The following is a 26,777-nucleotide window of genomic DNA, read 5'->3' as shown; positions in this document are numbered from 1 at the left end:
TGCGGTCCGGGGCCCTTCTCGTACGCGCGCCTCAGATGCGGACCTGGACGGCGCCGGAGAGGCAATCATGGAGGCCGCGGCCGTCGCGGTCCCAGATGAGGGCCGGGATCGCGAGGCAGACGAGCAGGGAGCGGATCGCGACCCGGAACAGGCCGAGGCGGCCGCCGTTCACGGAGACGACGCGCAGGCCGAAGAGGCGCTTGCCGGGCGTCGAGCCGACGGTGCCGACCGTCAGGACGCCCAGGACGAACAGGATGAGCAGGGCCCAGTTGCCCGTCGCCTGGTTGTAGCCGTCGGTGATCAGGCCGTATGCGATCAGCATGCAGAGGGCCCAGTCGAGGGCGAGGGCGCCCAGGCGCCGCCCGGGGCGGGCGATCGAGCCGGGACCCTCCTCGGGCAGCCCGAGCTGCTCACCGCGGTAACCGAAGTCGACGCCTGCGTCCTCGGCCGCCGCGCGGGGGCCGGAGAGCCAAGATCCGAGTGCTTGCCTGTTGTCCACCCGACCACGGTACTGTGCCCGTTTTCGATCACTTCGGCGCGGGTGGGCCTAGGGCCTGTCTCCCTGATCCGGCCTGATCCGAAAGACAGGCCCTACGGGGCCGGGGAGGCGGAACGGCACCCGCCCCGGTTAACTTCGACGAAACAAATGGGTCATGCTTGAGAAATCCCGTCTGCCTATGGTCGGGTCCAGCGTGTGCCACCGCACTGGCCGCACGACCGAGCTGCAACCCCGCCCCTCCCCGGGCCGGGAGTAGGAGGAGTTGGATGTCCCAGAACAACGGGTTCCAGAACGCCGACGAGGTCCAGAAGTTCATCAAGGACAACGACGTCAAGATGGTCGACGTCCGGTTCTGTGACCTTCCGGGTGTGATGCAGCACTTCACGATCCCCGCGACGGCCTTCGACCCGGCGGATGAGCTCGCCTTCGACGGCTCGTCGATCCGCGGCTTCCAGGCCATCCACGAGTCCGACATGGCGCTCCGCGCCGACCTGTCGACGGCCCGCGTGGACCCCTTCCGCCGCGACAAGACGCTGAACATCAACTTCTTCATCCACGACCCGATCACGGGCGAGGCCTACAGCCGCGACCCGCGGAACATCGCGAAGAAGGCCGAGGCGTACCTCGCCTCCACCGGCATCGCCGACACCGCCTACTTCGGCCCCGAGGCCGAGTTCTACGTCTTCGACTCGGTGCGCTTCGAGACCTCGGCGAACCAGGGCTTCTACCACATCGACTCCGAGGCCGGCGCCTGGAACACCGGTGCGGAGGAGAACAACCGCGGCTACAAGGTCCGCTACAAGGGCGGCTACTTCCCGGCCCCGCCGGTCGACCACTTCGCCGACCTGCGCTCGGAGATGTCCCTGGAGCTGGAGAACGTCGGCCTCCAGGTCGAGCGCCAGCACCACGAGGTCGGCACCGCCGGCCAGGCCGAGATCAACTACAAGTTCAACACGCTGCTCGCCTCGGCCGACGACCTGATGCTGTTCAAGTACATCATCAAGAACGTCGCCTGGCGGAACGGCAAGACCGCGACCTTCATGCCGAAGCCGATCTTCGGCGACAACGGCTCGGGCATGCACGTCCACCAGTCGCTGTGGGCGAACGGCGAGCCGCTGTTCTACGACGAGACGGGCTACGCGGGCCTCTCGGACACCGCCCGCTACTACATCGGCGGCATCCTCAAGCACGCCCCGTCGCTGCTCGCCTTCACCAACCCGACGGTGAACTCGTACCACCGCCTGGTGCCGGGCTTCGAGGCCCCGGTCAACATGGTGTACTCGCAGCGCAACCGCTCCGCCGCCATGCGCATCCCGATCACGGGCTCGAACCCGAAGGCCAAGCGCGTCGAGTTCCGCGCGCCGGACCCGTCCTCGAACCCGTACCTCGCCTTCTCGGCGCTGCTCCTCGCGGGCCTCGACGGCATCAAGAACAAGATCGAGCCGGCGGAGCCGATCGACAAGGACCTGTACGAGCTGGCTCCCGAGGAGCACGCCAACGTCCAGCAGGTCCCGACCAACCTCGAGGCCGTCCTCCGCGCCCTGGAGGACGACAACGAGTACCTCCAGGCCGGCGGCGTCTTCACCTCGGACCTGATCGAGACCTGGATCGACTACAAGCGCACCCACGAGATCGCCCCGATCCAGCTGCGCCCGCACCCGCACGAGTTCGAGCTCTACTTCGACCTCTAAGCCGAGGCTGCTTCCTGACGAGGCCCGCCGCCCCCTTCGAGGGGGCGGCGGGCCCCGCTGTCTTCCGGCCAAGATCACGGCAATGCGAACAGCTGACGAACTATCGCCCGTACCTGCGAGTAGGGGATTCACTCTCCGCGACCGGTCGATAGCGTGTCGTCGTCGCTGCCGCCACACCCGGAGCACAGGGCTCCGCCGGGACTAGCTGGCGCGATGAGGACTGCCTACGTGACTCAGGCGGCTTTCGCCCCTGCAGAGACGCTCCGACTCCAGCCGTACACCGATCACTGCCGCGTCATCGCCGACGAGGGCGCGCACGTGGTCATCGGCGTCTCCCCGGGAAACAGTTATTTCACCGCCCAGCGGCTGCGCGAGCTGACGCGCTGGGGCATGGACCACTTCGACCAGGTCGATCTCGTCTACACCGATCTGCATGTCGCCGACATGTACGAGGCGCTGGGGTACGGGGCCGACGAGGCACGGCGGAAGGCCGTCAAGAACCTGCGGGGGGTACGGGCGAAGGTCGGGGCGGCCGTGGCGGAGGCCGATCCCACGGGGGCGCGGGTACGGGCCCGCGGGATGTCGGAGTTCCAGGCCCTGCCCGCGTACCAGGAGCTGCACCGCCAGGTCGTGGCGGCCGTCGACGCGGATCCGGTGGTACGGGAGACCTGCGACGCGCTCACCGGGATCTTCCTGGCGGGGAAGCTGACACCGGGGCAGGAGGCGAGCGCGCTCCAGAAGGAGGTGTGCCGGGCGTACATCAGCGCCGAGGTGCCGCTGTTCCTGGACACCCCCGCGATCCTCGGGGTTCCGTCCTCGCTCAACTGCTACCACCAGGCCCTGCCCCTCGCCGATCTGCTCTACGCCCGGGGCACCGGGCTGCGTGCCTCCCGCAACCAGGGGCACGGCATCCTCACGCCTGTCGAAGGAGACGCGCGATGACCGCGGTCATGACGAACGAACCGCCCGCCTTCCCCTTCGACTGGGACGGGACCCGGCTGCCCGCCGAGATCGCCGCGCTGCGCGCCGAGCCGGTCCGGAAGGTCCGCACGATCGCCGGGGCCGAGGCCTGGCTGGTCTCCTCGTACGAGCTGTGCAGACAGGTCCTGGAGGACCCGAGGTTCAGCCTGAAGGACACCTCGGCGCCGGGGGCACCCCGGCAGTACGCGCTGACGATCCCGCCGCACGTGGTGAACAACATGGGCAACATCACCGGGGCCGGGCTGCGCAAGGCCGTCATGAAGGCGATCAACCCGAAGGCGCCCGGCCTGGAGGAGTGGCTGCGGGCCCGGGCCGGGGCCCTGGTGGACGCGCTGGTCGCCGAAGGGGCGCCCGGAGAGCTGCGGGGCGCCTACGCCGATCCGTACTCGGCGGGCCTGCACTGCCGGATGCTGGGCATCCCGGAGGAGGACGGGCCGCGGCTGCTGCGCAGCCTGGACGTGGCCTTCATGAACGCACCGCGCGAGATCGAGGCGGCCCGGCTCAACTGGGACCGGGACATCGCCTACATGACCGAGCGCCTGGACGATCCGGCGACGGGCGGACTGATGGCGGAGCTCGCGGCGCTGCGCGAGGACCCCGACTACGCGCACCTGACGGACGAGATGCTGGCGACGGTGGGCGTGACGCTGTTCGGGGCCGGGGTGATCTCCACCGCCGGGTTCCTGACGATGGCGCTGGTGTCGGTGCTGACCCGGCCGGACGTGCGGGAGGCGCTGACCGCCGGCGGCACGCGAGGTGTCGCCGGGGCCATGGACGAGCTGCTGCGGGTGAACCTGTCGATCGGCGACGGGCTGCCGCGCCTCGCCCTGGAGGACGTGCGGCTCGGCGAGGTCGAGGTGCGGGCCGGTGAGCTCGTCCTGGTGCTCGTGGAGGCCGCGAACCACGATCCCGAGCGCTTCCCGGACCCGCTGGCCTTCCGGCCGGACCGGGAGAACGCCGCCGAGCACCTCTCCTTCGGCGGCGGGCGGCACTACTGCCCGGCGACGGCGCTCGGCAAGCGGCACGCCGAGATCGCCCTGGAGACGCTGCTCGACCGGCTGCCGGGGCTGCGGCTCGCGGTGCCGGTCGAGCAGCTGGTGTGGCGCACCAACTTCATGAAGCGGCTCCCCGAACGGCTGCCGGTGGCCTGGTAGCGGGCGGGACCGAAGGCGGTGCCGCCCGGAACCGGGCCGGGCGGCACCGCTCCGGTGTCAGCGGCCGTAGCGGATCAGGGCACGGACCATCCGGCACGTGGTGTCGGAGGGCGGGTGGATGCCGATGTCGGCGGCCGTCGCGCTTATCGCCGCGTTCGTCGCCTTCGACGGGACGTAGACGCCGGCGTCGAGCAGCGCGATCGCGAGGCGCATGGCCTTGAGACGGCGGTTGTGGGACACGTACCACTCGCGGGGGCGGCCCGCGGGGAGCGGCTTCCTCTCGAGCGGCTTCCAGGGTTCGATGGACGGCGTCCGGATCACGGCCAGAGCCATGGGCTACCTCCTGGCGAACGGTGGGCGGGGGCCCTCCTCGGGACCCTCACCTTCACCCCCTATTTTAGAGACCCCCACTGACAATCGCTGCTGGCCAGATGGGGTTTGGGGGGTGTTCCAAGGAGGCGTGGGGGGTACCGTACGGGCCATGGAGATCTGGATCAATCCCGCCTGTTCCAAGTGCCGCGGCGCCCTCACCCTCCTCGACGCGGAGGGCGCCGACTACACCGTGCGCCGCTACCTGGAGGACGTCCCCTCGCCGGAGGAGATCCGGGACGTGCTCGACCGGCTCGGGCTGGAGCCCTGGGACATCACGCGGACCGGCGAGGACGCCGCCAAGGAGCTCGGCGTGAAGGAGTGGCCCCGGGACGAGGCCGCCCGGGAGCGGTGGATCGAGGCGCTCTCCGCCCACCCCAAGCTGATCCAGCGGCCCATCATCACGGCGGAGGACGGCACGGCCGTGGTCGGCCGCACCGAGGAGGCCGTGCGGGACGCGCTCTCCCGCTGAGAGGGGGCCGTGCGGGGCCCTCGCCGGGGCGCTCAGCCCCCGGACCGCAGGCGTTTCGTCATGATCAGCTCCTGGCCCGCGCGGCCGTCCGGCGCGTAGCCGAGGCGCTCGTACAGCGCGACGGCCCGGGCGTTCGCCGCGAGCACGGAGAGCCGGAGGGTTCCCGCTCCCGTACCGCGCGCCCAGGTCTCGACGGACCCGATCAGGCCCGCGGCCAGGTCCTGGCCGCGGGCTTCGGGCGCGACCCAGACCGAGCGCAGCTCCGGCAGGCCGTCGGCCGCCGTGAGCCCGGCCGCGAGGCCGACGGGCCGGGCGCCGCGCACCGCCAGGACGCCGTACGTCGCCGGGTCGTCGAACCGGGCCCGCCACCGCTCCTCGCCGCCCCGGTCCCAGTCGGCGAGCCGGGCCTTGAACGCCTCGGGCGAGACGGTGAGCGAGGCGATGCGGGCCTCGCGCCAGAGGGGCCAGTCGGCGGACGTGACGGTCCGGAGGGCCGGCCGCCCGCCGTCAGCCGCGGGCGGCACGGTGCTCCGCCTCCGCCAGGATCTCCGTGATCCGCAGGCCGAAGCGGGCGTCGCAGGGGTGGGGCTCGCCGGTGCGGGCGGCGGTGACGAGGGCGTCCACGGCCGCGGCGAGGGCCCCCACCGCTCCGTCCCAGCGGGGCATGTCGGCCCGGCCCCGGCCGCCGTGCAGGGTGAGGGCCGCCTCCGCCGCCTCGGGGGGCGCGCTCAGGGTCAGCGTGGCCGTGCTGCTCGCCCCCGAGCCGTGCCGCAGCACCAGGTGGTGGGTGCCGTCGGGGCCCGGGACGGCGGTGATGTCGGTGACGTCGCCGAGGACCGGCAGGTAGACGGAGAGGACGTGCGGGCCGACGTCCCAGAGGCCGCCCTTCTCCCGCCGCCACGGCGAGGCCGCGTAGGCACTGGCGGAGCCGGGGCCGTAGAGCGAGCCCAGCCAGTGGGCCTCGCCCAGGAACCAGCCGCCCGCCGCCGCCTGTTCGTCGACCCAGCGGGCCGTCGGCTCCGCGAACCGCAGGGTGCAGAACACCACCGAGGCGACCCCGGCCGCCTCCACGGCCTCGGTCACCTCGCGGGCGAGCGCCACCGTCGTCGCGACCGGCTTGTCGAGCAGGACGTGACAGCCGGCCTCCGCCGCCCGCACCGCCAGGGGCGCCTGGACGTCGGGCGGGAGGGCCAGGGCGACGGCGTCGCTCGCGGCGAGGAGGGCGTCCACGTCCTCGTACGCCCGGGTGCCGGACGCGGCGGCGAGCTCGGCGGCCGCCTCGGGGCGTCTGCCCCACACCCCGCTGAACTCGACGCCGGGATGCCCGGCGAGCGCGGGCGCGTGCGTGCGCGCGGCCCACGGGCCGGTGCCGAGCAGTCCGATACGGGGCTTCGCGCCCAGGTGCTTCGCCATGCCCCCAGTCTGCCGGGCGGCACCGACAGCGGGCCCGGCGGGCGGGCGGTGGCCCGCGGTCCGGCTCGCGGGGGCCGGTTCGCGGGCGCCGGTTCGCGGGCGGGCTCGTGGGCCGGGCGACCGTCGTCCGGCCGCGTGTCCGCCCCCGCCCGCCCGTAATCCGCTGGCGGGCCTCCCCCCACCCGGTGCTAGCGTTCCCGCGCCGGCCGCGGGACTCTGGTGCGACTTCCGGAACCTGCCTCTGAAGCAACGTCTTCGCTGTTCGCGCCCTCATTCCCCGGCCGGCATCCGCGTGAGGGAAGGAGAGCGCCGTGTCCGAGCTCGTCGCCGCCGAGGACGTGCTCCTCTTCGTCAACGCCGCCGTGACCGCCACCGGACAGCGCGAGTTCCGGTCCTCCGCCGCCGAGCAGCGCTTCTCGCTCGCGTTCCTCCACGAGTACGTACGCGTGAACTACCGGCCCGTGTACGCCGCCGTCCTCGCGCTCGACATCAACGACCACAACGCCGCGCTCGTCATCGAGCACCTGCTCCGCACGCCGAAGGAGGCGGAGGAGGGCGAGGGCCGGCTGGTCGCCGCGCGCCTCGCCCTGCTGCCGCCGCAGCGGGTCTACCGCCTGTTCGGCGCGCTCCGCGCCGCCGGGGTCAACAACCGCCGCACGCGCGCGATCGTGCGCGCGTGGCTCGCGGCCCGACCCGATCCGGCGCTGGACGCGGTGAAGTACCGGACCGGTCTGAAGGCCGCCCTCCGGCACGTCCACGGCCGGCCGGCCGACGCCGAGACGGGCGACTTCCTCTTCGCCCCGGGCCGCCGCACCCGGTACGAGAACGCCACGCTCGACGCGCACCGCCGGGCGCACTACGAGCAGAACGCGCTGTACGAGCTGCCGTTCACCGTCGCCGAGGGCTTCGCCGCGAAGCACGGGGTGCCCCGCGCGGTGTTCCTGGAGCGGATCGCGCCCCGGATGACCCGCCTGGAACGGCTGCGCGCGGACCGGGCGGCCGATCTGTCGGTCATGCCGCTCACCCGGCTCGCCCTGTACGTCCTCGCGCTGCCGTTCGGCGAGCGGGTGGCGCGCCGGGCCGAGCTGACGGGCGCGCTGCGCGCGGCCGCCCGGCGCGCGGCGGGGCCGTACGCCGGGAGCTGGGGGCGGGTGGCGGCCGTCCTCGACGACAGCTTCTCCTCCTCCGGTTCGGCGGTGAAGCGGCGCCGGCCGCTGGCCGTGGCCCTCGGCTGCCACTTCCTCCTGGAGGCCCTGGCGTCCCCGGGGGCGTACGCCCCGCTGTGGACGTCGGGCCGGGACGATCCCCTGCTCGTGCACCCCTACGGGCCGACCCCGCTCGGTCTGCGGGTCCTGGACGCCCTGGAGACCGGTCCCGAGCGGCTGGTGATCGTCTCGGACGGCTGGGACAACGCCCCGCCGGGGCTCGCGGGCGAGGTGCTGCGGGTGTGGCGCACGCGCCTCGATCCGGAGCGGCGGACGAGCGTGGTGCACCTCAACCCCGTATACGACGCCGAGGGCTTCGACGTGCGCCGGCTCGCCCCGAGCGTGCCGACCGCCGGGATCCGGGACGCGGAGGATCTGGCGGCCCTGGTGGAGATCGCGCAGTTCGCGGAGGGGCGGACGGGCTTCGCGGAGCTGCGGGCGTATCTGGACCGGAGGGTGGAGACGTTCCTGAAGGGGGCGGAGGGGTGACGCGGATCGATCTGACCGGACTCGACGTGCGGCCCGCGCAGGTGTGGGGCGGGGTGCGGCTCGTGCCGCTCGTGCGGGACGAGCCGGTGCCGGGGCTGCGGCTGCGCCGGGAGGTGTACGAGGGGTGGGGCGGGGCCTCCGTCGAGCTCGGCGACCGCACCTCGTACACCTCGTACGTCCCGCACGGTTTCGTCGCCGACTGGACGGGGGCGGGGGCGGAGTCCGCCGTGTACGGATCGCGGCTCGGCGGCGAGGCGGTGCCGGGGTGCGTGCCCCTGCGGCGGATCCACCGGATGGCCAAGCGGCGGCGCGGCAACGACGGGCGCGCCGAACGGCGGCTGCGGTTCCTGCCGCTGCACCTGGCCCTGGAGGGGTACCTCGCGCTGCACTTCGGGGGGCCGTCCGTGGTCTGGGACGACTGGTCCCGGGAGGCGCTGCGGCGCGGTCTCTCCCCGCGCGCGGAGGCGGCGTACGCGGGGTGGGCGGTGCCGGGGCTCGCGGAGGCGCTGCGGGTCTTCGAGCTGCATCCGGGCCAGTGCGGGCTGCTCCTGTACGTGGCGGACGCGCCGGCGGCGGCGTTCGTGGTGCCGCACCCGGACGACTACCGGCTGCTGCACCCGACGCTGGTCGAGGACCTGTACGGGGAGCTGGTCCACCAGTACGCCCACTACGGCGCCCCGGTGCCCGAGTTCACGGCGCGGATCCGGGACGCGGCCGGCGGCATCCGCGGCCTCGCCGACCTGCGGGCGGCGGCGCGGGAGCAGGAGCGGTCCTGGGCGGCGGCGCACGACGGGCTGATGGCGCGCGACCTGCTGGAGACGCCGTACTCCTTCGAGCGGGTCCACCGGATGGACGGGTTCGACCTGTACCGGTTCCTCCCGCCGTTCGAACGGGGCGGGCGGGAGCAGCACATCGGCGAGGTGATCACCGACCGGAAGGGGCGGGCGGCCTACCTGAAGACCTTCCGGCTCTCCGAGAACCAGATCCGGAAGGGGTACCTCCTGAACCGGCTCGCGGACTGCGACTGGCACCTCGGCCGGACCGCGGAGGCGCTCGGGACCTCGTACACCGAGCTGGTCGGACGGGTGCGGGGCGCGGGCCTCGGCGGGCTCCTCGACGCCCACGTCGTCGCGCGGCGGCTGCGCGACGACCGGGAGAGCTGAGTAACACGGGGTTCACATTCGGGCAACCGACGGGAAATCCCGTGTTGCCAAGCTGCGGTCGAACACACCGCGCAGCCGGCGCGGTGACCGCAGCTTCTCGCAGTGCCGCGAGCCGCAGCGGACCCCCGCAGCAGCACGCCAAAGGATGAGACCCGTGACCTTCAAGGCTGAGTACATCTGGATCGACGGCACCGAGCCGACCGCGAAGCTTCGTTCCAAGACGAAGATCATCGCGGGTGAGGGCCTCGCCCTGGAGGAGCTGCCGATCTGGGGCTTCGACGGTTCCAGCACGAACCAGGCCAAGGGCCACGCCTCGGACCGCGTCCTCAAGCCGGTCTTCTCCTGCCCGGACCCGATCCGCGGCGGCAACGACGTCCTGGTGCTGTGCGAGGTCCTCAACACGGACATGACGCCGCACGAGTCCAACACCCGCGCCGCGCTGGCCGAGGTCGCCGGCCGCTACGCCGCTCAGGAGTCGATCTTCGGCATCGAGCAGGAGTACACCTTCTTCGACGGCACCCGTCCGCTCGGCTTCCCGGTGAACGGCTTCCCGGCCCCGCAGGGCGGCTACTACTGCGGCGTCGGCGTGGACGAGATCCACGGCCGCCCGATCGTCGAGGCGCACCTGGAGAACTGCCTCAAGGCCGGTCTCGGCATCTCCGGCATCAACGCCGAGGTCATGCCCGGCCAGTGGGAGTTCCAGGTCGGCCCGCTGTCCCCGCTCGAGGTCTCGGACCAGCTGTGGGTCGCCCGCTGGCTGCTCTACCGCACGGCCGAGGACTTCAACGTCTCCGCGACGCTCGACCCGAAGCCGGTGAAGGGCGACTGGAACGGCGCGGGCGCGCACACCAACTTCTCCACGAAGGCGATGCGCGAGGGCTACGACGCGATCATCACCGCGTGCGAGGCGCTCGGCGAGGGCTCGAAGCCGCTCGACCACGTCAAGAACTACGGCGCCGGCATCGACGAGCGCCTGACGGGCCTGCACGAGACCGCCCCGTGGGACGAGTACTCCTACGGCGTCTCGGACCGCGGCGCCTCGGTCCGCATCCCGTGGCAGGTCGAGCAGGACCAGAAGGGCTACATCGAGGACCGCCGCCCGAACGCGAACGTGGACCCGTACGTGGTGACCCGCCTCATCGTGGACACCTGCTGCGAGGCCCTGGAGAAGGCCGGCCAGGTCTGATCCGCACCCGCACGCCCGGACAGGGGCGCCCGCCGTTTCACACGGCGGGCGCCCCTGCCGCGTTGTCAGTGGCGTTTGCCACAGTGGGGCCATGCTCGACATCACGGTGGAGACCGAGAACGGGGAGAAGCACGTCCGGCCGTCCGAGGAGGACCTGACCGGGCTCGTGCGGCGCATCGGCGCCGAGGGGGACCGCTTCCTGGTCCTGCAGCGGATACCGGACCTGCCGTCCGTCTTCGCGCAGGTGTGGCACGCCGCCGGCGGGCACTTCCAGCTGGAGCACCGGGCCGGCGCGCCCGAGCGGCACTTCGAGACACGGCTCGACGATCCGGAGCGGGTCGCGGAGGTCCTGACGGCCTGGGCACGCGGCGAGACCGGCTGGGACGCCGGGGCGGCCTGGCGGAACATGGGCTTCCCGGCCGCGGCGCCCGTCCCCGACCTGCCCGGGGAGATACGGAGGGAACTCGAACTGCGGGTGCGCTCGCTGCTCGTCTGCGGCTACGAGGACCGGGCGGGGCTGACCCGGGCCGTCCAGGAGGACGTGTTCGACCCGGCGGTGCATCCGGTGACCCGGGAGCAGGCCGAGGCGCTGGTGGACCGCCTGTGGCTGGAACGGGTCGAGGAGATGGCCGGCTGGGAGGGGAGGACCGACCCGGAGCGCGTCACCGCCGCCTTCGCCGAGCTGGACGCGGCCGGGATCGTCGCCCGCGAGCACTTCACGTGCTGCCGGACCTGCGGGACGACGGAGATCGGCGCGGAGGACGGTGCGGACCGGGCGCGCGGGTTCGTGTTCTTCCACACCCAGTGCACCGAGGGCGCGGCGGACGGCGGGCCGCTGCACCTGCTGTACGGCCGGTTCGAGGACGCGGCGGAGACGACGACGGCGGCGGCGGTCGGCGAGGAGGTGGCCGGGGCGCTGCGCCGGCAGGGACTGAGCGTGCGGTGGGACGGGGACCCGGGGCAGGCGATCCTGGTCACGGACCTCGACTGGCGGAGACGGCTGACGGGTTGAGGGCGCGGGCGGTGGACGCGCGGTCGTTTTCCGGCCGGTCGGGGAGTGTGACGTGACAGGGGGTGCTCAGCTCGTTTCCCTCCTGGTTTAATAGGGATATGGCCATCATGCAGAACGACACCGCGACGGGTCGCCACGACCTCGAGCCGTTCTGGCCTTCTCGGGCGCACCACGACTTCGACCGGTGCTGTCGACGCGTGAGGAACGCGTCGGCCCTCTAACGCCCCGATCGGTACGGTCCGATCCCGGCCTTCGGCCCACGCGCACGACGTACGAGACCTCTCCGTCCGTTCCCCCGCGCGAAAGAGCTGACCTGCCATGGCCCACACCCAGACCGCCTCCCTCACCGCCGTCCGTCCCGGCCGGCACCGACTGCGCGCCGTCGACCCCAACGAGGTCGTGGACCTCTCCCAGGTGGCGGACTTCCTGCCGCCCGGCGCCACCCTGCTGCCCGCCCCCCAGCACGCGCTGCCGACCCTGCCGGGGCGTCCGCCGATGGTCGGGTACCTCGTCCTCGTCCCGGCCGACCAGCAGCCGCACCTGCCCGCGGCCCCCGCTCCCGCCTCCGTCCCGTCTCCCGTCGCGGCGGAGGAGCAGGGGCCGGTGACGATCGACGGCGTCCAGCGGATCGCCCTCGTCGACGGGGAGGCGCTCGACCTGACGTACCTCGAGTTCGAACTGCTCGCCCACCTGGTGGCACACCCTCACCGGGTGCACACGCGCGACCAGTTGGTCACGACGGTGTGGGGCTACGGACACGTGGGCGACGGCCGGACGGTCGACGTGCACGTGGCCCGGCTGCGCCGCAAGCTGGGCGCCGAGCACCGCCACACGATCCAGACGGTGCGGCGGGTCGGCTACAAGTACACCCCCTGACCGGACCGTCGGGGACCCGGCCGTCGGGAACCCGGCCGTCGGGGACCCGGCCGTCGGGAACTCGCCTTCCTCCCCTGGCGGAATCCTCCGGAAGCGGAACTCCCTGGCCCCGAGCGTGCCCGCCGGGCAGGCTCGGCCCATGAGACTGCTGATGCTCGGAGGTACGGAGTTCGTCGGCCGCGCGATCGTCGAGGACGCGCTCGAACGGGGCTGGGAGGTGACGGTCTTCCACCGGGGCCGCCACGCGGCTCCACCGGGGGCCGCGTCGCTGATCGGGGACCGCACGGCCCCCGACGGCCTCGCCGCGCTCACCACCGGTTCCTGGGACGCCGTCGTGGACACCTGGTCGGCCGCGCCCTCGGCGGTCCGGGACGCGGCCCGGCTGCTCGCGGACCGGGTGGGGCGGTACGCGTACGTGTCGAGCCGTTCCGTGTACGCCTGGCCGCCCGCCGCCGGGCTCGGGGAGGACGGCCCGCTGGTGGCGGGCTCCCCGGACGACGGGGACGTGCCCTACGCGGAGTCCAAGCGGGGCGGCGAGCTCGCCGCCACCGCCGCCTTCGGGCCCGACCGGACGCTGCTCGTCCGGGCGGGCCTGATCCTCGGCCCCTACGAGAACGTGGGCCGGCTCCCCTGGTGGCTGGGCCGGATCGCGCGCGGCGGCTCCGTCCTCGCGCCCGGCCCGCGGACGATGCCGGTCCAGTACATCGACGTCCGCGACCTCGCCGCATGGACGCTCGACGCGGTGGCCGCCGGGCTGTCGGGGCCGTACAACCTCGTCTCGCCGCACGGGCACACCACCATGGGCGGGCTCCTCGACGCCTGCGTGCGGACCACCGGCTCCGACGCCGAGTTGCGCTGGACGGAGCCGGAGGCGCTCCTCGCGGCCGGGGCGGCGCCCTGGACCGAGCTGCCGGTGTGGCTGCCGCCGGGCGAGACGTACGACGCGATGCACACCGCCGACGTCTCCCGGGCGCTCGCGACCGGGCTGCGCTGCCGCCCGGTGGAGGAGACCGTCGCGGACACCTGGGCGTGGCTGGAGTCCCTCGGCGGCGTCGCACCGCGACGTCCGGACCGCGGGGGCGCGGGGCTCTCGCCGGAGCGGGAGGCGGAGGTCTTGGCGGCGCTGGCGAAGGGGTGAGGGGCGGCGCCCCCCGTTGTGGGCCCGCGCCCGCCGGGGCGGTGCCCCTTCCGCCACCCGCCGTGTGGGCTGCGCCCGCCTGGGCGGTGCTCTTCCGCCACCCGCCCGTGTGGGCAATCGTCCCGCTGGGCGAGGGGGTCCCCCCTGCTCGAGCGAAGCCGAGAGCTTGGGGGAGGGTGGGCACACGGGACGGCGCCCTTCGCGGCGCCTCCCCGTTCCGTGCCCTGACCCGCACCACGAGTGCGCCGTACCTGCCGGTGCGGGTCCAGGCACGGGAGCCTCTGGCGCCGGCAAGGGGCGCCGTTCCGTTGTGCCCACCCGTTCCGCCCCTTGCGGAACGCCTGCCCACAACAGGGGCGCGAGGGGTGGGCACCGCCCCGGCGGAACGACTGCCCACAACGGGGAGGCGCGAGGGGTGGGCGCCGCCCCGGCGGAACGACTGCCCACAACGGGGGTGTCGGGGCCCGCTGGACTGCTCGGATGTGGGCGATCCACTACCGTTCGACAGGAAAGCGCACGAATCGGAGGAGTCGACGCCATGCCCGCCATCCCCGCCACCTCCGTCGCCAACCTCCGCGATCTCGGCGGCCTGCCGCTGGGTGACGGGCGGACGGTCCGGTCCGGCCTCGCCCTCCGCTCCGCGCAGCTCGACCGGCTCGACCCGGCCGAAGCCGCCGTCGCCGGACTCGGCATCCGCACCGTCGTCGACTTCCGGACGGCGACCGAGCGCGGCGACCGGCCGGACCGGCTGCCGTCCGGCGCCCGGCTGCTCGTCGCGGACGTCCTCGCCGACTACCTGGCCGGCAGCGGACTGCCGCCCGCCGCACGCCTGAAGACCCTGCTCGCCGATCCGGCGCTCGCCGAGGAGCACCTCGGCGGCGGCCGGGTCCGGGCGGCCTTCGCCCGGACCTACCGGACCTTCGTCTCGAGCGACTCCGCCCGCGCCTCCTACCGGACCCTGCTCGACGAGCTGGGCGCGCCGGACGCGGGGCCGCTGCTCTTCCACTGCTCGGCGGGCAAGGACCGTACGGGCTGGGCGGCGACGGTCGTCCTGTCCCTCCTCGGGGCGGACGAGGAGACCGTGCGGGCCGAGTACCTGGCGGTCAACCCGGCGGTACGGCTGGCGTTCGCGCCCATGATCGAGGGCTTCACGGCCCAGGGCGGCGACCCCGAGCTCGCGCTCGAACTGATCGGGGTCCTGCCGGAGTACCTGGACGCGGCGCTCGACGAGGTCGCGGTCCGGCACGGGACGATGGAGAAGTACGTACGGGAGGGCCTCGGCGTCCCGGACGAGGTGACGGAGCTGATCCGCGAGCGCCTGACGGTCCCGGCTGCCTGAACCTCCCCCCTACGGTCCGGGGTGACCATCGGAAGAATCGCTCGTTCTGCTGAACGTGAGCACCCAGGATCTCGTTCCCTCGCCCGTGGGCCCCGTCGACGTCGAACAGGCCGAGGCCGCGCTCGTCGAGCGGTATCCACGGCTCGTCCGCATCGCCTATCTCGTCCTGCCGCCGGCGCTCGGCCGCAACCGCCGGGTGCTCACCGCGCACGCCCTCGTCCAGCGGTCGCTGCCCCGCCGCCGGGTCCCGGGCCCGGCGGTGCCCGGTCCGCGGCGGGACGAGGACGCGGTGGATCCGGGCTACGCGTACGTGCGGGGCGAGGTGCTGCGGCAGGCGCTGATCGCCGGGCTGCCGCTCCGGCGCCTCGCGCTGCCGCGCCGGGCCCAGTTCCCGCCGCTGCTGCCGCAGGTGTGGGGGCTCCGGCTCTTCCCCCGGGTGGGCGGCGCCGACGAGCTCGCCCTGGACCAGCGGCTGTCGCGGCTCTCCGGTCCCGGCCGGGCGGCGTACGTGCTCCGCGGTCTGGAGCGCCAGGGCGACCCCGAGGTCCTGCGCGTCCTGGCGGCGGCGGGCGTCGAGGACCCGGCGGCGGCCCTGGCGGAGGCGGACGCGCTGGACGCGGACGCGACGGACGCGGACGCGACGGAGGACCCCGCCCCCGACGCGTTCCGCGTCGGCGCGCAGGCCGCCCCCCGGAGGTCCGGCGCGCCGGGCGGCCGCTCCGACCGGGTGGGCGAGCAGGCCGGGCCCGGGAGGGCAGGTGGCCGTTCCGGTGGGGGCGGAGCGGGCCGGGGCGGGTTCGGGGGCGGCTCCGGCCCCGATCTCCCCCGGCGGCTCAGCGGCGCCGCCCTGCTGGAGTCCGACGAGTTCGATCCGTGTGCCCTGCAGGCGCGGCCGACCGATCTGATGCGGCGGCGGCAGCACGCCCGGGCCGCGTTCGTCGCCGTCGTGGCGCTCGTGGTGTGCGGGACGCTGCTCGGGCTGCCCGGGGACGGCTGGGGCAGAAACGGTGCTGCGGCGCCCTCGTACGCCCGCAACCCCGCCGCCGAGGCCGCCCTCGACCCCGGCGCGGTCAAGCGGGTGGACCCGGCGGTCTGGCCGGGGTCGACGCGGCAGGACTTCTCGGTGTGGCCCGCGCGCGGCGGCCTGACCCGCGACAGCGCGCTGCTGCGGCGGGCGCTCGCCGTGTGGGCCCGGCCCGGCGGCTCCGTACGCTCCTCCGCGACGCCCGGGACGCCCGTCGGGCCGCCCATGGGGCCGCCGCAACTGCTGTTCGCGGGGCGGGTCGACGCCATGCGGGTGGTGCTCTTCCACGACGGGCTGCGGGCCGTGCGGTACGCGGAGCCGGTCGAGGGGACGGCGGGGGCCGCGCTGGACTTCGCGCGGACGGACGCGGCCGACTCGGTCGGTTCGGCCGCGCTCGTCGTCTCCCGCGCGGCGGGCGACGTCCGCTATCTGACGGCCCCGTGGGTGCGGGAGACGGCCGTACGGGACCTCCTCGCGCCCGCGAAGGCGCCGCGGCCGCTGGTGCGGGGCGCGGACGGGGTGACCGACCCCGTGCCGGGTCCCGCGCGGGCCGGCGCCTGCACCCGGTGGAACGCCCTCCAGGTGCGGGACGGTTCGGGGACGCGGCTCCTCACCGATCTGGGCGAGTCGGCCCCGGCCCGGCTGCTGTGGGGGCCGCCCGCCGCGCCCGTGGACGCGACGGGGGCGGAGGCGCGGGAGGCGTGGGCGCGGACGGCGTGCGGGCTGGCGGAGGTGCGGGCGCACGGGGTGCGGTCGGTGAACGCCTGGCGGTTCGCCCGGCAGCCGCTGCCGGAGGGCGCCGGGCGGGCCACCTGGGTGTGCACGCGCGCGGAGACCTGGCGGGGCACGGGCAGCCGGGTCCTCGCCCAGTTCCTGGTCCCGTCGCCCGAGGCCCCGGCGGCGCTCGCGGCGCGCTCCGAGGGTTCGCCGGCCTGCGGGGTGCGCGATCCCCGGGTCCTGGCGGGCGTGCTGTGGCAGGCGCCGGGCGGCGACTGGTTCGTCCTGGCGGCGGGCAGCGACGACTTCACGTCCCTGCGGACCTCGGGCGGCGTGAAGGGCCGCTCCGACGGCCCGCTGCTCGCGGTGAGGGCGACGGCTGGGGCGCGCGCCGACCTGAACGGCACCCTGGGGGACGGCACGCGGAGGACGGCCCTGCGGTGACCTGAGGTAACAGGAGCGAAAAGACGGCGCACGGGCCTGTTGCCAGGCCCTACCCCTCAGTACATTGACAGCATGTCTAATACGCAGCCTGCACCGGTGGCGTCGGAGCACGTCGAGCTCAAGGCCCGCAAGGTCTCCTTCGACTGGGAGGAGACACCGCTCCACTGGGTACCGGGCGACCCCTTCACCACGCACACGATCAACGTGCTGCACCTGCTGCTGCCGGCCGGCGAACGCTGGTTCGTCCACGTCTACAAGCAGGCCCTGCCGTACGTCACCGACGACCGGCTGCGCGAGGACGTCATCGGCTTCATCGGCCAGGAGGCCATCCACTCCCAGGCCCACGACGACGTCCTCCCCCACCTGCGGAAGCTGGGCCTCGACCCCACCCCGTACACCGCGCAGGTCGACTGGTTCTTCGAGAAGCTCCTCGGCGACCGCACCCTGCCGCCCGGCCGGCCGCGCCGCTGGTGGCTGATGGAGCGGGTCGCGCTGATCGCCGCCATCGAGCACTACACCGCCTTCCTCGGCGACTGGGTCCTCAACGCCGACGCGCTCGACCGGGTCGGCGCCGACCCCACCATGCTGGACCTGCTGCGCTGGCACGGGGCGGAGGAGGTCGAGCACCGCGCGGTCGCCTTCGAGCTCTTCATGCACCTCGACGGCGGCTACCGGCGCCGCGCCCGCACCTGGGCGCTCGCCTTCTCCGCCCTGGTCTTCCTCTGGCAGCGGGGCATCCGCTTCTTCATGGAGAACGACCCCAGCCTGCTCGACCCGAAGGCCTCCTTCGCGGACTTCGTCCGCAAGGGCCGGCAGGGCGTGCTGCCCTCCACCCCGGCCATGCTGCGCTCCATACCCCGCTACCTCAGCCGCGCCTACCACCCCTCCCAGGAGGGCGACACCGCGCAGGCCATGGCCTACCTGGCCTCCTCCCCCGGCGCCAACGGAGGCCGCTGATGCCCCGCTTCACCACCGTCGCCCTCGTCGCCGGGGCCGCGCTGCTCGTCCGCCGTGCCGTCCGCGGCCGGATGAGCACCGCCCCGCTCTGGCCGATGCCCGCCCTCGACGTGCCCGTCTCCGGCTACGGCCGGGGCAGCACCGTCCCGCGCAAGGTCCTCGTCGCCGGGCGCACCACGCCCGCCGACGGCGTCGTCGAACTCCGCCTGGAGGGCGCCGGACTGCCCGCCTGGCAGCCGGGCGCCCACATCGACCTCGTCCTGCCCTCCGGGCTCGTCCGGCAGTACTCGCTCTGCGGCGATCCGGCCGACCCGACCTCGTACACCGTCGCCACCCGTCTCATCGAGGACGGGCAGGGCGGCTCGCGCGAGGTGCACGAGCGGCTCCAGGAGGGCGTGGAGATCGAGATCCGGGGGCCCCGCAACCGCTTCCCGCTGGTCGACTCCCCCGCGTACGTCTTCGTCGCCGGCGGCATCGGCATCACCCCCGTCCTGCCGATGCTCCGGGCCGCCGAGGCGGCCGGGGCGGACTGGCGGCTCGTGTACTGCGGGCGGAGCCGGGCCACCATGCCGTACCTGACGGAGATCGAGGCGCTGGGCGGCGACCGCGTGACCGTCGTCGCCGAGGACGAATCCGGCTTCCCCGAGCTGGAGTTCCTCGCGCACCTGCCCGAGGGGACGGCCGTCTACTGCTGCGGGCCCGACGGGCTGATGGACGCGGTGGGCGCGGCGATGCCGGAGGGCCGGGCGCCGCGCCTGGAGCGCTTCACGGCCGCCGCGACGACCGGCGGCACCGCCTTCGAGGTCGAACTGCGCCGCTCCGGGCGGACGTTGACGGTGGCGGCCGACCAGTCGCTCCTGTCGGCGGTCCGCGACGAGCTGCCCGGCCTCGCGTACTCCTGCCGGCAGGGCTTCTGCGGCACCTGCCGACAGCGGGTCCTGGAGGGCGAGATCGACCACCGGGACGAGCTGCTCACCGACGACGAGCGGGACGGCTCGATGCTGATCTGCGTCTCGCGCTGCGCGGGGAAGCGGCTCGTCCTGGACCTGTGACGGCGGTTACGGAAGGACCAGCCAGTCCAGGGCCAGCGCGGTGAGGAGGCCGCCCGCCAGGAGCCAGGTGCCGAGGCGGGTGCGGCCGTTGCGGGAGAGCTCGATCACGATCCCGCAGAGGATCATGGCGAGGCCGTACACGCCGACGACCAGGACGGACGTGCGGCTCGCGAGCCGGATGACGAGCACCACGGCCAGGGCGACCAGGAGCACGGAGGCGGCGGCGACGCGCAGCCGCCGTGCCTGCTTCGGGGTGAGCCCCTCGCCGTGCGCGGCTTCTCCGGCGGCCTCGGCGGGCTCGTCCGACTCCTCGGGCTCGTCCGACTCGTCCGACCCGTCCGGCTCCTCGGACTCCTCGGACTCCTCTCGGACTTCGGGGGGCTCCGGGTTCTCCCGGGCCTCTTCGGCCTTCCTGGGCTCGTCGGCCTCCGGGGCCTCGGCAGTCGGGGTGTCCTGGTCGGAAGCGCTCATGGGGCAGGAGCGTAACGGACGCGGTTAGGCTGTTCGTATGACGACCGGGGTACGCCGCAGGATGGGCGTCGAGGAGCGCAAGCAACAGCTGATCGGGGTGGCCCTCGAACTCTTCGGCCACCGCTCTCCCGACGAGGTGTCCATCGACGAGATCGCCGCGGCCGCGGGCATCTCGCGGCCGCTGGTCTACCACTACTTCCCCGGCAAGCAGAGCCTCTACGAGGCGGCGCTGCGGCGGGCGGCGGACGAGCTGGCGGCCCGCTTCGTGGAGCCGCCGCACGGGCCGCTGGGGGCGCGGCTGCTGCGGGTGATGGGCCGCTTCTTCGACTTCGTGGACGAGCACGGGCCGGGCTTCGCGGCGCTGATGCGCGGCGGGCCCGCGGTCGGCTCGTCCACGACGAACGCGATGATCGACGAGGTCCGGCAGGCCGCGTACGAGCAGATCCTGGCCCATCTGGCGGTCGAGGAGCCCGGCGCCCGGCTCGAACTGGTCGTCCGCTCCTGGGTGTCGCTCGCCGAGTCGACGGCGCTGCTGTGGCTGGACGGCCGCCGGGTGCCGCGCGCGGAGCTGGAGCTCCAGCTGGTGCACGACTTCGCCGCGCTGGCCGCGGTGAGCGCCGCGTACGACGCGGAGACGGCGGAGATCCTCGTCCGGATCCTCGCCGACGAGCCGGCCGACGGCCCCTTCGGGGACCTGGTGGCCAGGCTCACGGCGCTCGCGCCCCGCGTACCCGATCAGCGCTTGCGGTAGGAGGCGTCGAGGTCGCGGATCTCGACGGAGAGACGGACGCCCTCGGTCGCCTTGAGGTGGGCGGGCAGCAGGTCGAGGACGGCCTCCGCGAGCCGCGCCTTGGCCTCCTCCGTACGGCCCGGCAGCAGGGCGATCTCCACGTGCACGATCACGTCGTCGGTCGCTCCGTCGCCGACGACCAGCTCCTCGACCTCGCGGAACCGGGTCTTGCAGGCGTCGAGCGAGGCGTCGACCGTCTCCACGACGAGCGGGTGCAGGGCGCGCGCGAAGCCGCGCCGGTCGAGCGGCGCGGAGTAGTCGACGGTGATCTGCGGCATGGGGGTCACTCCTGGGGGAACGGATGTCTGGCCACACCTTTACGGTGACCACCATGACGACACAAGTGACCTTCCGGCAGGCGGACGCACGCGATCTCGACCTTCTGGTGGAGTTGTTCGACGGGGTGGCGCACTGGATGGTGCGCAGCGGGATCGACCAGTGGAAGCCGGGGACCCGGGGCCCCGGACACTTCCGCGCGCGGATCGCCGAGGGCGAGGTGTGGCTCGCCGCGCACGAGGGGCGGACCGTGGGGGCGTACGAGCTGTGGTGGGAGGACCGGGACGTCTGGGGGCCGCAGCCGCCGGTGGCCGGGTACGTGCACCGGCTGATGACCGACCGGGAGGCGGCGCCCGCGGGTGCGGGGCGGGCGCTGCTAGCGCACGCGGAGGGGCGGATCGCGGCCTCGGGCCGGACGCTGGCCCGGCTGGACTGCGAGGCGCGCAACCCGGTCCTGGGGACGTACTACGAGGGGGCCGGGTACGCGGACGCCGCCCCGCGCCTGGAGAAGGTCGGGACGGACGGCCGTGTGTACGCGGTACGGCTGATGGAGAAGGCCCTGGCGTGACGGGCCCCGTGCGCCCGGTGCGGCTCGCGGAGAGGGCCCTGGCGTGACGGCTGCCGCGCCAGGGCCCCCGGTCAGTTCGCCTTGAAGACCGCGACCGTCCGGGCCGGGACCGTGAAGGTGCCCGTGGCCCGGTCGTACGCGGCGGACTTCACCACCGGGTCGGAGCCGCCGGCCTGGACCGGGTGGAGGGCGTAGCCCTTCCCGGCCAGGTCGCCGACCTCCTGGGTGGCGCCGCCCGGGGTCGCGTTGAGGACGACCACCAGGTCGCCGAGGCGCATGGTGATGACGCCCGGGGTCTCGTCGCGGCCGGAGAGCGGGAAGGACAGGGCCTGCTGGACGCGGTCCGCGGTGGCCAGGGAGAACACCGGCTCGGTGGTACGGATCTTCTGCAGGTCCTGGTGGGCGGCGGAGGCGCCGTCGATCTGCGCGCAGCCGACCGTGAGGGCCGGGTTCACGAGCAGCGGTTTGCCGTGGGACCACTTGGCCCTGTTGTCGGCGGCCGGCGGCAGGCCGCGGCCGAAGCCGTTGCCGTCGCGGCAGTCCCAGTGGATGGCGTTGAACCAGTCGCCGCTGTCGAAGGAGTTGCGGTCCAGGGACTTGGAGCGCAGCAGGTCCGAGCCGGCCTGGGAGAGCGCCGGACCCTGCGAGAGGGTCGCCGTCGCCATGGCGAGGACCTGCATGCGGGCGCGGTCGGCCGGGGAGGTGTCCGCCGGCAGCTTGAAGGCGAGCGCGTCGTACAGGGACTCGTTGTCGTGGGCGTCGGCGTAGGCGAGGGCGTCTCCGGGGGCGGCGGCGTATCCGGCGGGGGCGCCGTTGTAGTCGACCTCGGAGCCCTTGACCGTGCGCCCTGAGGTGTCGGTGAAGGTGTACGAGGCGAGGTTGCCGGTGAGGCCGACCTTGATGAGGTCCTGGTAGTGCAGGAGGCGGGCCTTCTGCTGCTCGGGGGTGCCGTTGGCCGGCGACGTGTTGGGGTCGGTGTAGAGGCCGGAGGCGAAGCCCTGGACGCCGGGGTCCTCGTCGAAGGGGCCGCCGCCGCGCACGGCGTCACGGGCCCGGTCGGAGAAGGTCGCGATGCCGGTGCCGGCCATGTTCTTCTGGGTGGCCTGGACGAAGCGGGCGTCGTCGGCGACCTCGCCGAAGTTCCAGCCCTCGCCGTAGAGGACGATCGCCTTGCCGTCGACGCCGTCCTTCTCGACGGTCAGCGCGTCCAGGGCCTTGCGCACGGCCAGGATGTTGGCCTTGGGGTGGTGGCCCATGAGGTCGAAGCGGAAGCCGTCGACCTTGTACTCCTTGGCCCAGGTGACGACCGAGTCGACGACGAGCTTGCCCATCATGGCGTTCTCGGGCGCGGTGTTGGCGCAGCAGGTGGAGGTGGCGACGGAGCCGTCGGCCTGGAGGCGCTGGTAGTAGCCGGGCACGATCTTGTCGAGGACGGACTTGTCGGACTGTCCGGCGGCGACGGTGTGGTTGTAGACGACGTCCATGACGGTGCGCAGTCCGTCGCCGTTGAGGGCCTGGACCATCTGCCGGAACTCGACCGTGCGGCGGGTGCCTTCGGGGTCGGTGGCGTAGGAGCCCTCGGGGACGGTGTAGTGCAGGGGGTCGTAGCCCCAGTTGTAGGCGTCCTTCGCCGCGGCGGCGGTGACGCAGGCCTGCTGCTCCTCGGAGTCGGGGGCGTAGACCTTCAGGTCGCAGGCGGGGGTGGTCTGCGCGGACTTCTCCTCGGGGATGGTGCCGATGTCGAAGGCCGGGAGCAGGTGGACGTAGGAGGTGCCGGAGGCGGCGAGGTCGCGGAGGTGCCGCGATCCCTTGCTGTCCTTGTCGGTGAAGGCGAGGTAGGTGCCCTGGTGGCCGGCCTTCGCCGTGGGGTCGGCGACCGAGAAGTCCCGGATGTGGAGTTCCTGGATCTGGGCGTCCCGCAGCGGCACGGCGGCGGGCTTCCTCAGGGTCTTCCAGCCGGCGGGGGCGAGCTTCGGGTCGGCGAGGTCGACGACGAGGCTGCGGGCGGAGTCGGTGGTGAGGGCGGTGGAGTAGGGGTCGGTGACCCGGTTCTCGACGACCTTCCGGACGCTCGGGGCCCAGACCTTCACGACGTACCGGTAGGGCTTGCCCGCCCAGCTCCGGGGGCCGGTGACGGACCAGACGCCGGAGGCGTCGTCGCGCCGCATGGGCACGGTCCTCCCGTCGAGTTCGAGGGCGACGGACCGGGCGGTGGGGGCCCAGAGGGAGAGGGTGGGGCGGCCGTTCCGGAAGACCGGGCCGAGGTCGGCCTGCGTGGCCCTCGCCGCGTAGAGGTCGTCGAGGACGCCGGCGGTCTGGACGCCGGTGGCGGTGAGGACGGCGCCGTTCGCCGCGTACTGGGCGGCGACGAGCTGGCCTCGGAGGGCCGGGCGCACGCGGTCGCGGTCACGCGGGTCGACGGTGTAGGCGCCGTAGGCCTTCAGGTGCGGGAAGGCCGCCTTCTGGGCGTCGGTGAGCTGTGTCCGGTTCAGGCGGAGCACCGTGCGGTCGCCGGTGAGGGCACCGTCCCGCACCGTGATGTCCCCCTCGCGGGAGGCGAGGAGCACGCTGGAGGCGGCGGCGTCGCTGCCGTTCCAGGCGAGGGTGTTCGCGTCGATCCAGACGGCCTGGGCCTTGCCGAGGTCGAGGGCCGCGCCGCTGCCCTTGGGCTGCGGCAGCAGGTACTTGTCCTGCCCGCCGAGCAGCCACACCTCGTGGCCGTTCGCCTTGAGGTCGAGGGACTGGTCGGTGGGCAGGTCCTTCTCGTCGCCCTTGTGCAGGATGTAGCTGAGCGAGGTCGCCCCGGCCGCGAGCGGGACCTCGAACACGGCTCCGTACGCGTCGGTGCGGACGGGCTGCAGCGGCCTGCTCCAGTCGGTGGGGTTCGCGGACCCGGTCCAGGTGTGCAGGCCCCAGCCGGTGTGGTCGCCGTCGGCGCGCTTGTAGTGCAGGACGGCCTTGGTGGTGTCCTGGGGCGGGTAGGCGCCGTCGGGGGCGGCGGTGCGGACCTCGGGGCGGCCCTGCTCGATCCAGACCTCGCCGGTCTTCGAGAGGTCGATGCTGCGGTCGGCGTCGGTGTCCTTCACGCCGTCCTTGTTCACGGCGATGAAGCCGACCGAGGAGGCGCCGGGCTTGAGCCTGACGTAGGCGAAGGCGCCGTAGGCGTCGCGGCCGGTGAAGGGCTTGCCGGCGGGCCAGCCGGTGCCCTCGCCGTCGGCGATGTCGCCCCAGGTGTAGAGGCCCCAGTCGGCGTAGTCGCCGTCCGCGCGCTTGTAGTGGACGATCGCGTAGTCGCGCTGGGTGGCGGTCGGGGGCTGCTCGACGGCCGGCGCGCCGCTGGTGGTCGCGGCGGTCGCGCTCGCGGTGCGGCCCGCGGCGTCGACGACGACGGCCTTGTAGCGCAGGGGGGTTCCGGCGGGGGCGGTGATCTTCTGGGTGACCTTGTAGGGGGCGTGGTCGGCGGAGCCGAGCACCTGCCACGGTCCGTCGCCGGCCTGGGCGGCGAAGACCACGCGGTTCAGGCCGCCGCCGGTGACGTCGGCGCCGAGCTCGACGGTGCCGGTGGCGCCGGCGGCCGGGGCCCTGAGGGCGAGGCCGGGCGCGGTGGCCGGGGCGGGGAGCGGGGCGTCGGCCTTGAGGACGAGGGAGGACAGGGCCGGGACGGTCAGGGTGACCTTGCCGTCCTGCGCGGTGACGGCTCCCTTGCCGCCGTACAGGACCTGGAAGGCGGCCGAGTCGGCGGGCACGGTGACGGTCTGCGGGGTGGTCGCGCTGTTGGCGGCGACGAGGTACTCGACGCGCTGCCGGGCGTCGGTGCGGGAGAAGGCGTAGACGGAGCCCTGGGACCGGCGCTCCTGCTGGATGCCGTCGCGCAGCGCCGGGTTCTGCCGGGTGAGCGCGGACAGTGCGGCGATCTGGCGGTAGAGCGGGTGGGTGGTGTCGTACGCGTCGCTCGCGTGGGTGCGGTCGGTGCCGAGCTGGTCGTCGTCGAGGTAGTCGGCGCTCTTCGAGGCGAAGAGGGGCTGGCGGGCGTCCTTGTCCCCGCCGGGGCCGGTGAAGCCCTGCTCGTCGCCGTAGTAGACGACGGGGTTGCCGCGGCTGAGGAACATGAGCTCGTTGGCGAGGCGGTAGCGCTGGAGGAGTTCGGCCTCGTCGGCCTTGGGGTTGTCCTGCTTGAGGAAGGTGCCGAAGCGGCCCATGTCGTGGTTGCCGAGGAAGGGGACCGACTCGTAGGCGTTGGCCTTGTCGGTGGTGTAGCGGTAGTCCTGCGCGAAGAGGTTCGCCAGCTTGTCCGCCGGGCCGCTCTGGGAGGCGAAGGTGCGGGCGGCGTCCTGGAAGGGGAAGTCGAGGGTGGCGTCGAGGCGTCCCTCGGTCACGTACGGAGCGGTGATCGCCGGGTCGGCGGAGTAGACCTCGCCGAACATGAAGAAGTCCTCGCGGCCCCGCTGGGCGGCGTACTCGTCGAGGGCGGTGGCCCACTGGGTCCAGAACTCGGTGTTGACGTGCTTGACGGTGTCGATGCGGAAGCCGTCGATGTCGAAGTCGCGCACCCAGCGCTGGTAGATCTTCTCCATGCCCCGGACGACCTCGGGACGCTCGGTCCACAGGTCGTCCAGGCCGACGAAGTCGCCGTTCGTGGAGGACTCGCCGGCGAAGGTGGAGTCGCCCCGGTTGTGGTACATCGTCGGGTCGTTGAGCCAGGCGGGGGCCTTGGCGTCCTTCCGGTCCGGGGCGACGACGGGGGTGCGCGGGAAGGAGTCGCGGTCGACGTCGGGGAAGGGGCGGGTGCCGTCGGCGTAGTCGGCGTCGTCGAAGGGCACGCCGTCCTTGGTCAGGTAGGGGAAGGCGCCCTCGGAGAGGTAGCCGTAGGACTTCTCCTCGTAGTCCACGACGTCGGCGGTGTGGTTGGTGATGACGTCGAAGAAGACCTTCATGCCCTTGGCGTGGGCGGCGGCGATCAGCCTCTTCAGGTCCTCGTTGGTCCCGAAGTGCGGGTCGACCTGGGTGAAGTCGGTGATCCAGTAGCCGTGGTAGCCGGCGGACGCGTCCTTGCCGGTGCCCTGGACGGGCCGGTTCTTGAAGATCGGCGCCATCCAGATGGCGGTGGTGCCGAGGCCCTTGATGTAGTCGAGCCGTTCGGTCAGGCCCTTGAGGTCGCCGCCCTGGTAGAAGCCCTTGTCGGTGGGGTCGAAGCCGGTCTCCAGGCGGCTGCCGGTGAGGCCGCCCCTGTCGTTGGAGGCGTCGCCGTTCGCGAAGCGGTCGGGCAGGACGAAGTAGAACTGCTCGCGGGTGAGGTCATGGCGGGCCGGCTGCGCGGCGAGGGCCCGGTCGGAGGGCGGGGCGGGGGGCCGGGGCGCGGCCGTCGCGGGGACGGCGGGCACGAGGGCGGCGCACAGCGCGGCGGCCAGCGCGACCGCCGTTCTCTTGCGTGTCACGGGGTGCTCCCTGGAGGTACGGGAAGAGAGGGCCGCCCCGGCGGGACGGCCCTTGC

Annotated in this window: 23 protein-coding genes; 16 read left to right on the top strand and 7 right to left on the bottom strand. The window is 73.6% G+C overall.

What is annotated here, in order from left to right; all coding sequences use genetic code 11:
- Window positions 1-31: 31 nt before the first annotated feature.
- Window positions 32-499, bottom strand: a complete 468-nt coding sequence (locus tag ACFYUZ_RS02580) for an RDD family protein (RefSeq protein WP_389305613.1) — start codon at window positions 497-499, stop codon at window positions 32-34.
- Between the two features lie 266 nt (window positions 500-765).
- On the opposite strand from ACFYUZ_RS02580, the gene glnA reads away from it, so the two are divergent.
- The 3 genes from glnA (at window position 766) to ACFYUZ_RS02565 (ending at window position 4,325) form a co-directional block, all read left to right on the top strand.
- Complete coding sequence (gene glnA / locus ACFYUZ_RS02575) at window positions 766-2,190, top strand: type I glutamate--ammonia ligase (protein WP_389305611.1); 1,425 nt, start codon at window positions 766-768, stop codon at window positions 2,188-2,190.
- A 228-nt stretch (window positions 2,191-2,418) separates the two neighbouring features.
- A complete protein-coding gene (locus ACFYUZ_RS02570) occupies window positions 2,419-3,132 on the top strand; it encodes a tRNA-dependent cyclodipeptide synthase (protein WP_389305610.1) in 714 nt (237 codons plus the stop codon).
- Entirely contained in the window at window positions 3,129-4,325 is a 1,197-nt protein-coding gene (locus ACFYUZ_RS02565) for a cytochrome P450 (protein ID WP_389305608.1), read from the top strand. Before ACFYUZ_RS02570 ends, ACFYUZ_RS02565 begins: the two co-directional genes overlap by 4 nt.
- 57 nt (window positions 4,326-4,382) lie before the next feature.
- Here the strand turns inward: ACFYUZ_RS02565 and ACFYUZ_RS02560 are convergent, their stop codons facing one another.
- Window positions 4,383-4,658 carry a hypothetical protein gene (locus tag ACFYUZ_RS02560; RefSeq protein WP_389305606.1) on the bottom strand — a complete coding sequence of 92 codons (276 nt, stop codon included), beginning with the start codon at window positions 4,656-4,658 and terminating at the stop codon, window positions 4,383-4,385.
- 148 nt (window positions 4,659-4,806) lie between these two features.
- Here ACFYUZ_RS02560 and ACFYUZ_RS02555 point away from each other — a divergent pair, with 148 nt between their 5' ends.
- Complete coding sequence (locus ACFYUZ_RS02555) at window positions 4,807-5,166, top strand: arsenate reductase family protein (RefSeq protein ID WP_389305605.1); 360 nt, start codon at window positions 4,807-4,809, stop codon at window positions 5,164-5,166.
- A 32-nt stretch (window positions 5,167-5,198) separates the two neighbouring features.
- Here ACFYUZ_RS02555 and ACFYUZ_RS02550 read toward each other — a convergent pair whose 3' ends face one another.
- Window positions 5,199-5,690, bottom strand: a complete 492-nt coding sequence (locus ACFYUZ_RS02550) for a GNAT family N-acetyltransferase (protein ID WP_389305603.1) — start codon at window positions 5,688-5,690, stop codon at window positions 5,199-5,201.
- Window positions 5,674-6,579, bottom strand: coding sequence for a Gfo/Idh/MocA family protein (locus ACFYUZ_RS02545; RefSeq protein WP_389305601.1), 906 nt, complete (start codon window positions 6,577-6,579; stop codon window positions 5,674-5,676). The genes ACFYUZ_RS02550 and ACFYUZ_RS02545 overlap by 17 nt, the downstream gene beginning before the upstream one ends.
- Before the next feature lie 311 nt (window positions 6,580-6,890).
- Here ACFYUZ_RS02545 and ACFYUZ_RS02540 point away from each other — a divergent pair, with 311 nt between their 5' ends.
- The 10 genes from ACFYUZ_RS02540 (at window position 6,891) to ACFYUZ_RS02495 (ending at window position 19,181) form a co-directional block, all read left to right on the top strand.
- On the top strand, window positions 6,891-8,273 hold the full coding sequence (locus ACFYUZ_RS02540) for a hypothetical protein (RefSeq protein WP_389305599.1): 1,383 nt from the start codon (window positions 6,891-6,893) through the stop codon (window positions 8,271-8,273).
- Window positions 8,270-9,436 carry a hypothetical protein gene (locus ACFYUZ_RS02535; protein WP_389305597.1) on the top strand — a complete coding sequence of 389 codons (1,167 nt, stop codon included), beginning with the start codon at window positions 8,270-8,272 and terminating at the stop codon, window positions 9,434-9,436. Before ACFYUZ_RS02540 ends, ACFYUZ_RS02535 begins: the two co-directional genes overlap by 4 nt.
- A gap of 154 nt (window positions 9,437-9,590) precedes the next feature.
- Window positions 9,591-10,622: a glutamine synthetase gene (gene glnII / locus ACFYUZ_RS02530; protein WP_389305595.1), complete on the top strand. Its 1,032-nt coding sequence runs from the start codon at window positions 9,591-9,593 to the stop codon at window positions 10,620-10,622.
- 91 nt (window positions 10,623-10,713) lie between these two features.
- Window positions 10,714-11,634: a DUF6891 domain-containing protein gene (locus ACFYUZ_RS02525; RefSeq protein WP_389305594.1), complete on the top strand. Its 921-nt coding sequence runs from the start codon at window positions 10,714-10,716 to the stop codon at window positions 11,632-11,634.
- A 318-nt stretch (window positions 11,635-11,952) separates the two neighbouring features.
- Entirely contained in the window at window positions 11,953-12,510 is a 558-nt protein-coding gene (locus tag ACFYUZ_RS02520; protein WP_389305592.1) for a winged helix-turn-helix domain-containing protein, read from the top strand.
- A 139-nt stretch (window positions 12,511-12,649) separates the two neighbouring features.
- On the top strand, window positions 12,650-13,648 hold the full coding sequence (locus ACFYUZ_RS02515) for an NAD-dependent epimerase/dehydratase family protein (RefSeq protein WP_389305590.1): 999 nt from the start codon (window positions 12,650-12,652) through the stop codon (window positions 13,646-13,648).
- 538 nt (window positions 13,649-14,186) lie between these two features.
- The gene (locus tag ACFYUZ_RS02510; RefSeq protein ID WP_389305589.1) at window positions 14,187-14,987 is read left to right on the top strand and encodes a tyrosine-protein phosphatase; all 801 of its coding nucleotides are present in this window, start codon (window positions 14,187-14,189) and stop codon (window positions 14,985-14,987) included.
- Window positions 14,988-15,042: 55 nt separating this feature from the next.
- Window positions 15,043-17,172 carry a hypothetical protein gene (locus ACFYUZ_RS02505; RefSeq protein WP_389305587.1) on the top strand — a complete coding sequence of 710 codons (2,130 nt, stop codon included), beginning with the start codon at window positions 15,043-15,045 and terminating at the stop codon, window positions 17,170-17,172.
- A gap of 72 nt (window positions 17,173-17,244) precedes the next feature.
- Window positions 17,245-18,129 carry a metal-dependent hydrolase gene (locus ACFYUZ_RS02500; protein WP_389305585.1) on the top strand — a complete coding sequence of 295 codons (885 nt, stop codon included), beginning with the start codon at window positions 17,245-17,247 and terminating at the stop codon, window positions 18,127-18,129.
- A complete protein-coding gene (locus ACFYUZ_RS02495) occupies window positions 18,129-19,181 on the top strand; it encodes a PDR/VanB family oxidoreductase (protein ID WP_389305584.1) in 1,053 nt (350 codons plus the stop codon). Before ACFYUZ_RS02500 ends, ACFYUZ_RS02495 begins: the two co-directional genes overlap by 1 nt.
- 6 nt (window positions 19,182-19,187) lie before the next feature.
- On the opposite strand, the gene ACFYUZ_RS02490 is transcribed toward ACFYUZ_RS02495, so the two are convergent.
- Window positions 19,188-19,652: a hypothetical protein gene (locus tag ACFYUZ_RS02490; RefSeq protein ID WP_389305582.1), complete on the bottom strand. Its 465-nt coding sequence runs from the start codon at window positions 19,650-19,652 to the stop codon at window positions 19,188-19,190.
- A gap of 37 nt (window positions 19,653-19,689) precedes the next feature.
- Between ACFYUZ_RS02490 and ACFYUZ_RS02485 the strand changes: the two genes are divergently transcribed.
- Window positions 19,690-20,403, top strand: coding sequence for a TetR/AcrR family transcriptional regulator (locus ACFYUZ_RS02485; protein WP_389305580.1), 714 nt, complete (start codon window positions 19,690-19,692; stop codon window positions 20,401-20,403).
- Here the strand turns inward: ACFYUZ_RS02485 and ACFYUZ_RS02480 are convergent.
- On the bottom strand, window positions 20,388-20,720 hold the full coding sequence (locus ACFYUZ_RS02480; protein ID WP_389305578.1) for a 5-carboxymethyl-2-hydroxymuconate Delta-isomerase: 333 nt from the start codon (window positions 20,718-20,720) through the stop codon (window positions 20,388-20,390). The genes ACFYUZ_RS02485 and ACFYUZ_RS02480 overlap by 16 nt on opposite strands.
- Window positions 20,721-20,773: 53 nt before the next feature.
- On the opposite strand from ACFYUZ_RS02480, the gene ACFYUZ_RS02475 reads away from it, so the two are divergent.
- Complete coding sequence (locus ACFYUZ_RS02475; protein ID WP_389305577.1) at window positions 20,774-21,286, top strand: GNAT family N-acetyltransferase; 513 nt, start codon at window positions 20,774-20,776, stop codon at window positions 21,284-21,286.
- A 71-nt stretch (window positions 21,287-21,357) separates the two neighbouring features.
- Here ACFYUZ_RS02475 and pulA read toward each other — a convergent pair whose 3' ends face one another.
- Window positions 21,358-26,721 (bottom strand): pullulanase-type alpha-1,6-glucosidase, encoded by a 5,364-nt coding sequence (gene pulA, locus ACFYUZ_RS02470; RefSeq protein WP_389305575.1) that lies wholly within the window; start codon window positions 26,719-26,721, stop codon window positions 21,358-21,360.
- Window positions 26,722-26,777 lie beyond the last annotated feature (56 nt).

This window comes from Streptomyces sp. NPDC004266 (assembly GCF_042874095.1).
Lineage (GTDB): Bacteria > Actinomycetota > Actinomycetes > Streptomycetales > Streptomycetaceae > Streptomyces.
The sequence above is the reverse complement of the archived record's forward strand: the minus strand, read 5'-3'. Positions and strand labels throughout refer to the sequence as shown.

Bases quoted from the DNA above. Each gene is read 5' to 3' on its own strand.
- glnA (WP_389305611.1), top strand. From the start codon at position 766: ATGTCCCAGAACAACGGGTTCCAGAACGCCGACGAGGTCCAGAAGTTC.
- ACFYUZ_RS02565 (WP_389305608.1), top strand. From the start codon at position 3,129: ATGACCGCGGTCATGACGAACGAACCGCCCGCCTTCCCCTTCGACTGG.
- ACFYUZ_RS02560 (WP_389305606.1), bottom strand. From the start codon at position 4,658: ATGGCTCTGGCCGTGATCCGGACGCCGTCCATCGAACCCTGGAAGCCG.
- ACFYUZ_RS02555 (WP_389305605.1), top strand. From the start codon at position 4,807: ATGGAGATCTGGATCAATCCCGCCTGTTCCAAGTGCCGCGGCGCCCTC.
- ACFYUZ_RS02545 (WP_389305601.1), bottom strand. From the start codon at position 6,579: ATGGCGAAGCACCTGGGCGCGAAGCCCCGTATCGGACTGCTCGGCACC.
- ACFYUZ_RS02525 (WP_389305594.1), top strand. From the start codon at position 10,714: ATGCTCGACATCACGGTGGAGACCGAGAACGGGGAGAAGCACGTCCGG.
- ACFYUZ_RS02520 (WP_389305592.1), top strand. From the start codon at position 11,953: ATGGCCCACACCCAGACCGCCTCCCTCACCGCCGTCCGTCCCGGCCGG.
- ACFYUZ_RS02515 (WP_389305590.1), top strand. From the start codon at position 12,650: ATGAGACTGCTGATGCTCGGAGGTACGGAGTTCGTCGGCCGCGCGATC.
- ACFYUZ_RS02510 (WP_389305589.1), top strand. From the start codon at position 14,187: ATGCCCGCCATCCCCGCCACCTCCGTCGCCAACCTCCGCGATCTCGGC.
- ACFYUZ_RS02500 (WP_389305585.1), top strand. From the start codon at position 17,245: ATGTCTAATACGCAGCCTGCACCGGTGGCGTCGGAGCACGTCGAGCTC.
- ACFYUZ_RS02495 (WP_389305584.1), top strand. From the start codon at position 18,129: ATGCCCCGCTTCACCACCGTCGCCCTCGTCGCCGGGGCCGCGCTGCTC.
- ACFYUZ_RS02490 (WP_389305582.1), bottom strand. From the start codon at position 19,652: ATGAGCGCTTCCGACCAGGACACCCCGACTGCCGAGGCCCCGGAGGCC.
- ACFYUZ_RS02485 (WP_389305580.1), top strand. From the start codon at position 19,690: ATGACGACCGGGGTACGCCGCAGGATGGGCGTCGAGGAGCGCAAGCAA.
- ACFYUZ_RS02480 (WP_389305578.1), bottom strand. From the start codon at position 20,720: ATGCCGCAGATCACCGTCGACTACTCCGCGCCGCTCGACCGGCGCGGC.
- ACFYUZ_RS02475 (WP_389305577.1), top strand. From the start codon at position 20,774: ATGACGACACAAGTGACCTTCCGGCAGGCGGACGCACGCGATCTCGAC.